At 70.3% G+C, this 6,935-nt stretch carries 4 protein-coding genes; 1 reads left to right on the top strand and 3 read right to left on the bottom strand.

Translation table 11 applies throughout. From position 1 onward, the window contains the following. Positions 1-67: 67 nt before the first annotated feature. Positions 68-1,132 carry an ATP-dependent DNA ligase gene (locus tag QNO09_RS05135; protein WP_283968824.1) on the bottom strand — a complete coding sequence of 355 codons (1,065 nt, stop codon included), beginning with the start codon at positions 1,130-1,132 and terminating at the stop codon, positions 68-70. Between the two features lie 74 nt (positions 1,133-1,206). Here QNO09_RS05135 and ligD point away from each other — a divergent pair, with 74 nt between their 5' ends. Continuing rightward, the gene (ligD, locus tag QNO09_RS05130) at positions 1,207-2,238 is read left to right on the top strand and encodes a non-homologous end-joining DNA ligase (protein WP_283968823.1); all 1,032 of its coding nucleotides are present in this window, start codon (positions 1,207-1,209) and stop codon (positions 2,236-2,238) included. On the opposite strand, the gene QNO09_RS05125 is transcribed toward ligD, so the two are convergent. Next, on the bottom strand, positions 2,225-4,369 hold the full coding sequence (locus tag QNO09_RS05125; RefSeq protein WP_283968848.1) for an OmpL47-type beta-barrel domain-containing protein: 2,145 nt from the start codon (positions 4,367-4,369) through the stop codon (positions 2,225-2,227). The two genes, ligD and QNO09_RS05125, sit on opposite strands and share 14 nt — an antisense overlap. Positions 4,370-4,413: 44 nt before the next feature. Next, entirely contained in the window at positions 4,414-6,894 is a 2,481-nt protein-coding gene (locus tag QNO09_RS05120) for a ThuA domain-containing protein (RefSeq protein WP_283968822.1), read from the bottom strand. Positions 6,895-6,935 lie beyond the last annotated feature (41 nt).

Raw genomic sequence — 6,935 nt, 5'->3', positions numbered from 1 at the left:
CAGGGGGGACCCCCAGAGCACGCACCGAACGCCGCTCCTTCTCCCACGGAGATCCATCAGAAGCGGCCTAGCCGCCGAGGATCTCCGCCAAGTCGTAGCGGACCGGCTCCTCCAGCTGGGCGTAGGTGCAGCTCTCAGGGGTCCGGTCCGGGCGCCAGCGGCGGAAACGGGCAGTGTGCCGGAAGCGCTGCCCGTTCTCCATGTGGTCGTACGCCACCTCGGCCACGCGGTCCGGCCGGAGCGGTATCCACGACAAGTCCTTGCGGCCCGACCAGCGGCTCGGCGCCCCCGGCAGCCGCGCCTTCTCATGGGCGGACTCCTCCGACCAGGCCGCCCACGGATGCCCCGACACCTCGTCCATGCGCAGCGGCTCCAGCTCCTCCACGAGCTCGGCGCGCCGCTTCATCGTGAAGGCGGCGGACACCCCCACATGCTGGAGTGTGCCTTCCTCGTCATACAGGCCGAGCAGCAGCGATCCCACGACCGGGCCGCTCTTGTGCAGCCGGTACCCGGCGACCACGACGTCCGCCGTCCGCTCGTGCTTGATCTTGAACATGGCGCGCTCGTCCGGCCGGTAGCGCACCGCCGGAGGCTTGGCGACGACCCCGTCGAGACCGGCGCCCTCGTACTGCTCGAACCACTGCCGCGCCACCTCGAGGTCGGTGGTCGCGGGCGCCAGGTGCACCGGCGCCGCCACCCCGGACAACTCCGCGGCCAGCCGGTGCCGCCGCTCGGCCAGCGGCACGTCCATCAGCGACTCGTCACCCAGCGCGAGCACATCGAACACGACCAGCGAGGCCGGCGTCCGCTCGGCCAGCATCCGCACCCGCGAGTCCGCCGGATGGATCCGCTCGGTCAGCGCGTCGAAGTCCAGATGCCCCTCCCGCGCGATCACGATCTCCCCGTCCACCACGCACCTCTCCGGCAACCGCTCCAGCACGGCTGTCACCAGCTCGGGGAAGTACCTGGTCAGAGGCTTACCGGTGCGGCTGCCCAGCTCGACCTCGTCACCGTCGCGGAACACGATCGCCCGGAAACCGTCCCACTTGGCTTCGTACTGCATGCCCGTGGGAATCGCCGCCACCGACTTGGCGAGCATCGGCAGGACAGGGGGCATCACCGGCAGATCCATGGGTCGATTCTGCTCCGACATGCCACAGGACGCCCGATGTGCGAGGTATGCGGGGTACGCCTACCGTGGCTCGCATGGGTGACGCGGTGGAACTGGAGGTCGGCGGCCGGACCGTACGGCTGTCCAGCCCGGACAGGATCTTCTTCCCGGAGCGTGGCTTCACCAAGCTGGACCTCGCCCGCTACTACATCGCCGTCGGCCCCGCCATCCTGCGCGCCCTGCGCGACCGGCCGACCACCCTGGAGCGCTACCCCGAGGGCATGAACGGGGAGAACTTCTTCCAGAAGCGGGCGCCGAAGAACATGCCCGACTGGATCCCGACCGCGCACATCACCTTCCCCAGCGGTCGCAGCGCCGACGAGATGTGCCCGACCGAGGTGGGAGCGGTGGTGTGGGCCGCCCAGTTCGGCACGCTCACCTTCCACCCCTGGCCGGTACGCCGCGACGACGTCGACCACCCGGACGAACTGCGCATCGACCTCGACCCGCAGCCCGGCACGGACTACGACGACGCCGCCCGAGCCGCCCACGAACTGCGCGCCGTGCTCGACGAGTTCGGCGGGCTGCGCGGCTTCCCCAAGACCTCCGGCGGCCGGGGCCTGCACGTCTTCGTGCCCATCGAACCGCGCTGGACCTTCACCCAGGTCCGCCGCGCCGCCATCGCGGTCGGCCGGGAGATGGAACGGCGGATGCCCGAGCGCGTGACCATCAAGTGGTGGAAGGAGGAGCGGGGCGAGCGGATCTTCATCGACTACAACCAGACGGCCCGCGACCGCACGATCGCCTCCGCCTACTCGGTACGCCCCCGCCCGCACGCCCCCGTCTCCGCGCCCCTGCGCTGGGACGAGGTGGGCATCGCCCACCCCCAGGACTTCGACCTCGCGTCCATGCCCGCGCGCTTCGCCGAACTCGGCGACGTGCACGCGGACATGGACGACAAGCGCTACTCCCTGGAAGCCCTGCTCGACCTCGCCCGCCGCGACGAACACGACCACGGTCTTGGCGACCTGCCGTACCCGCCCGAGTATCCGAAGATGCCGGGGGAGCCCAGACGGGTACAGCCGAGCAGGGCCCGCAAGGGAAAGCAGCCTCCTACAGGTCCTTGATCCGGATGTCCCGGAACGAGACCACATCCGTCGTGCCGTGCACCTGCAGCCCGATGTAGCCGGAGGCGAAGCGCCGCCCGTCCGTGCCCGGGTCGTCCGAGCGGGGCGGGCTGAACTCCTGGCCGCCGGTGTTGTCGAACTCGTTGATCAGCACACCGTTGCGGAACACCGAGTAGTGCTGGCCCTCCACGCGGATCTCGTAGTCGTTCCAGGTGCCCTTCTGCGTCACGCCCGCCCCGGCCAGGCCCACGCGGTCGAAGCCGTAGAGGGAGCCGGTCTTGTACATGTCGCCGTCGGGCCGGTCGAGCACCTGCACCTCGTGCCCGTACTTGATGGCGACCCACTCCGGGCGGGACTCCTCCGGGTGGTCGTGGACCCACGGGAAGCGCACGAACACACCGGAGTTGGCGTTGCCGGTGCCCGGGGCGTCGTCCCGCCACTGGAGCTTCAGCGAGAAGTCGCCGTACTTGCGCTGCGGGAACCACAGCATGCCCAACCCGGGTGTCGTGGTGCCGGAGGTGATCGTCCCGTCCGGGTTCAGCCCGAACGAACCGCCGCCCACGTGCTGCCACTTGGCGAGGGACTCCGCGGTGCCGTCGAAGAGCGCGCGGTACCCCTCGGTCTGCCCCGGTGTGCCGATGCCGGATTGCCGGGCGGCCTTCCGGATCGCCTTGGACTCCCGCTGGTCGATGACTCCTTCCTTCAGCAGGTCGTCCAGGACGGACGTCACGTGCTTGAGGAACAGTGCCTGGGACGTCCACTCCCTCTCGTCCTCGATCAGCTCCCCGATCCGGCACCGGTTGTCGGTGACCCGGTTGCGCACGCCGGAGTCGACCGTGCCGACGATCACCGTCGACCGCTCGTCGTACTCGGGGCAGTCCGGCGCCGGGACCTGCCCGGAGACGACCGTGAAGGTCACCGTGCGGGCCGCCGCCGTGTTGCCGGCCTTGTCCGTCGCCCGGTACGCCACGGTGTGCGCGCCCGCCCGGTCGACCACCACCGGCGCCGAGTAGGCGAGGTAGGGCCCGCCGTCCAGCGAGTACTCGATCCTCTCGACGCCCGAGCCGTGCGCGTCGGTCGCCGTGACGGTCACCCGGGCGCCGTTGACGTAGGCCCCGGCGGAGTTCTTCGTGCCCTCCACACTCACCCCCGTCACCGGCGGGGTGGTGTCCTGCGGCGGCGCGGCGACCACCGTGAAACGCACGCTCTTCTCCGCCGCCACGTTGCCCGCCTTGTCGGTGGCGCGGTAGCGGACGGTGTGCTCGCCCACCTGGTGCACCATCACGGGTGCGGTGTACGGCTGCCAGGCACCCGAACCGACCGCGTACTCGATGGTGTTGACCCCGGAACCCGTGTCGGAGGCCGAGACCGTGACCGTCGCCATGTCGATGTACGCCCCGTCGGCGTCGTGCTCACCGCTCACCGTCGCCGAGGTCTCCGGCGCGGTGGAGTCGTCCGACTGCGGCGCCACGACCGTGAACTCGGCGCTCTTCTCGGCGGAGACGTTCCCCGCCTTGTCGAACGCCCGGTAACGGACCCGATGGCTGCCGACCTGGTCGACGACGACCGGTGCGGTGTACGGCTGCCAGGCACCCGCCTCGCCGATCGCGTACTCGATCCGGTCGACGCCGGAGCCGCCCTCGTCGGTGGCGTGCAGCGCCACGCTCGCCGAACCGACGTACGCGCCCTGCGTGTTCTGCGTGCCGCTGACGTGCGCCGACGCCTCGGGCGCCGTGGTGTCCTCGCCGGTGCCCTCGGTCACCGTCAGGATGCCCTGCATCTGGCCGTGGCCGGGGATCGTGCAGTGGTAGAAGTACCGGCCGGGCGTGAGCGTGACCTGGGCGGTGTGCTTGCCGCCCTGGGCGTCGTTCGGGTTGGCCAGGATGTTGAGCTGCACATCGCTGTTGAACTCGGGATCGCTGGTCACGAACGTCAGCGTGTGCGGCATGCCCGTGGTGTTCCCGGTGGCCGTGCTGTTCTCGAACACGATCGTGGCCGCCCCGGCGACCGCGGTCCTCGGTGCGGAGAGGTACGTGTCGATGTCGTTGCCGGCCGTCCAGGTGAGCACCTGGTCGGCGGCCTCCTTCTCGGGCTGCCCGGCGGCGGGCAGTGCCTGCACGCCGAGCAGCATCAGCAGGGCGGCCAGCAGGGCGGCCCAGACTCTTCGGTGCCGGATCACTCGCTCCCCCTCGCCAGCCGACCGGCGGCCGGGGTGGGCCCGCCGCCCTTGTAGGTGACCCGCCACAGGGCCGACTTGGAGTCCGAGGTGAAGAAGCCGCGCCCGTAGTCGAGGACGTACAGCGCGCCGTCCGGACCGAACTTCCAGTCCATGAGGTTCTTGATGCCGTCGTTGCCGATCGGCACGATCTTCTTCAGCGACTCGGAGTGCACCGGCAGACCGCCGTCGCCCTGGGTCTTCGGGTCCATGAGCACGGCGTTGCGCGGCTGGTCGGCGTCGTAGAAGTCACCGACGAACCACTTGCCGTCCCAGTAGGCCGGCCACTTGACGGTGCTGTCGGCCGCGGCCGTGCCGTACCGGTAGACCGGCCCGTTCATCGCGGCCTGCCCGCCGCCCTTCAGCCAGGGCAGGCGGTACGTGGCCTCCGACGGCCGGTACGACGGGACACCGTTCGCGTCCCGCGGGTAGTCCGGCGCGCCGCCCGAGGGCGAGTACCAGATGTTGTTGCCGGTCACCGGCGGCAGGTTGACCAGGCCGTCGTTGTTCGGTGACTCGTTCTTCGGGTGGTCGCAGTCGTACCAGCCCAGAGGCTTGGACGGATCGGGCAGATTGCGGTCCCGGTAGGGCTGCTTGTTGCCCATGCAGTACGGCCAGCCGCGGTTGCCCGCCTCGGTGATGGCGGCGAACGTGTCGTACTTGGCCGGACCCCAGGTGGTCGAGGGCGCACTCGCGTCCGGGCCGACCCAGCCCGCGTGGAGCACGTCGGTCGAGGTGTCGACGGAGATGCGCGCCGGGTTGCGCACGCCCATCACGTAGATCTCGCCGCGGGTCTTGCCGCCGCCCTCGTCGGTCTCCTTCCCGGTGAAGAGGTTGCCCTCGGGGAGGGTGTACGTCCCGTCCGGCTCCGGGTGGATGCGCAGGATCTTGCCGTTGAGGTTGTTGGTGTTGCCCGCGGTGCGGCGTGCGTCCGCGAAGGAGACGCCCTTGTAGTTCGGCTCCGGGTTGTTGCCCGAGTAACCGGCGCTGAAGCCGCTGGAGTTGTTGTCACCCGTGGCGATGTACAGGTTGCCCTTGGAGTCCCAGGCCATCCCGCCGCCCGCGTGGCAGCAACTGTGGATCTGCACCGGCCACTTCAGCAGCACCTTCTCGCTGGACAGATCCAGCTTGTTCGTGGCCCGGTCGAGCGTGAACCGGGAGACCCGCCGCTCCGCCGTCCGCGTCTCGCGGTTGATCCGCTCGTGCGGTGTGTAGTGCAGATACACCCAGCCGTTCTGCGCGAACCCGGGATCCAGCTCGATGCCGAGCAGGCCCTCCTCGACCTTGACCAGTTCGTCCCCGCCGCCCTTGTTACCGAAGACGGTGAGCGCACCGGCGAGGCCGACCTGCTTGGTCGTCGGGTCGTAGACGTGGATCTCGCCCTTGCCCTTGCCGATGTCGGGGTTGTTCCAGTCCGTGATCACGGGCTGTGAGGAGTCGGCGCCGCCCCGGCCGATGTAGAACACCCGGCCGTCGGGCGCGGTGACCATCCCGTGCGGCTCGCCGATCTGGTCGTTCTGCCCGGGCTGGTTGGGCTTGGTCAGCCGCTCCGCCGCGTAGTTGGCGTTGATGGTCGCCTTGCAGTCGGCCTGCTCCAGCCGGGTCGTCCACATCAGCGCGCCCCGCAGGTGAGCGCGGAAGTCGGTCTCGTCGTACGACGACACCGTCCCGCCCATCCCGGTGTAGAAGGACCGGCCGCCGTCGTAGTCACGGCACCAGCTGACCGGGTGGTCCCAGCCGTTGGCGCCCGCGCCCGGCTGGTACGTCGACTCGCGGACCCGGGCGACCGTGTGCACCTCGCCCGACGGGTTCTTCACCCAGTTGAGCCAACGGTCCGGGCGTTTCCACTGCACCGGCAGGTCCTTGGTGGCGGGGTGCCCGCGGTCTCCGACCTCCACCGTGGCGCGCTGGACGGCCGTCGGGCCGGAGGCGGCCGGACGGGCCCCCACCAACCCGGTGAACCAGTCCGAGTACGGCTCCGCGCGCGCCGCGTCATGGATGCCGACGAATCCGCCGCCGGCCTCCATATAGGCCTCCAGGCCCGCCTCCTGCTCCGCGTCGAGGACATCGCCCCCGCCGGTCAGGAACACGATCGCGTTGAAGCGGCCGAGTCGTGTCCCGTCGGTGAACACCGAGGCGTCGGCGGTGGCCTGGACCTTGAAGCGGCGGTTCTCCGGGCCCGCGCGGCCGATGTCCTCGACGGCCGCGATCCCGGCGTTCACGACCGGAGACTCCTCCCCGGCCGCCGCCGAGCCGTGGAAGATCAGCACCCGTACGTTCGCGCCGCCCGGCGGCGACTTGATCGACATCGTTGTCAGCGGGGGTTCGGGATAGGGACGCGCACTCGCGGCCGGGCCGGACAGCAGCCCGGCGGTCACGACCCCGGCGGCGACGGACGCCGCCCAGACGTGTCTTGATCTGCTCAACCCTCGTAAGTGCATGGGTACCTCCTCGGTCACGGCGACACCGTCAAGGAAGCTAA

Origin of the sequence: Streptomyces sp. 378, assembly GCF_030124145.1 — a bacterium.
Taxonomy (GTDB): Bacteria; Actinomycetota; Actinomycetes; order Streptomycetales; family Streptomycetaceae; genus Streptomyces.
Note: the sequence above shows the minus strand (reverse complement) of the source record. Positions and strands in the feature narration are given on the sequence as shown.

What these genes read in the sequence shown, in the direction of transcription:
- QNO09_RS05135 (WP_283968824.1), bottom strand. Translation starts at nt 1,132, where the DNA reads ATGGATCTGCCGGTGATGCCCCCTGTCCTGCCGATGCTCGCCAAGTCG.
- ligD (WP_283968823.1), top strand. Translation starts at nt 1,207, where the DNA reads ATGGGTGACGCGGTGGAACTGGAGGTCGGCGGCCGGACCGTACGGCTG.
- QNO09_RS05125 (WP_283968848.1), bottom strand. Translation starts at nt 4,369, where the DNA reads ATGCTGCTCGGCGTGCAGGCACTGCCCGCCGCCGGGCAGCCCGAGAAG.
- QNO09_RS05120 (WP_283968822.1), bottom strand. Translation starts at nt 6,894, where the DNA reads ATGCACTTACGAGGGTTGAGCAGATCAAGACACGTCTGGGCGGCGTCC.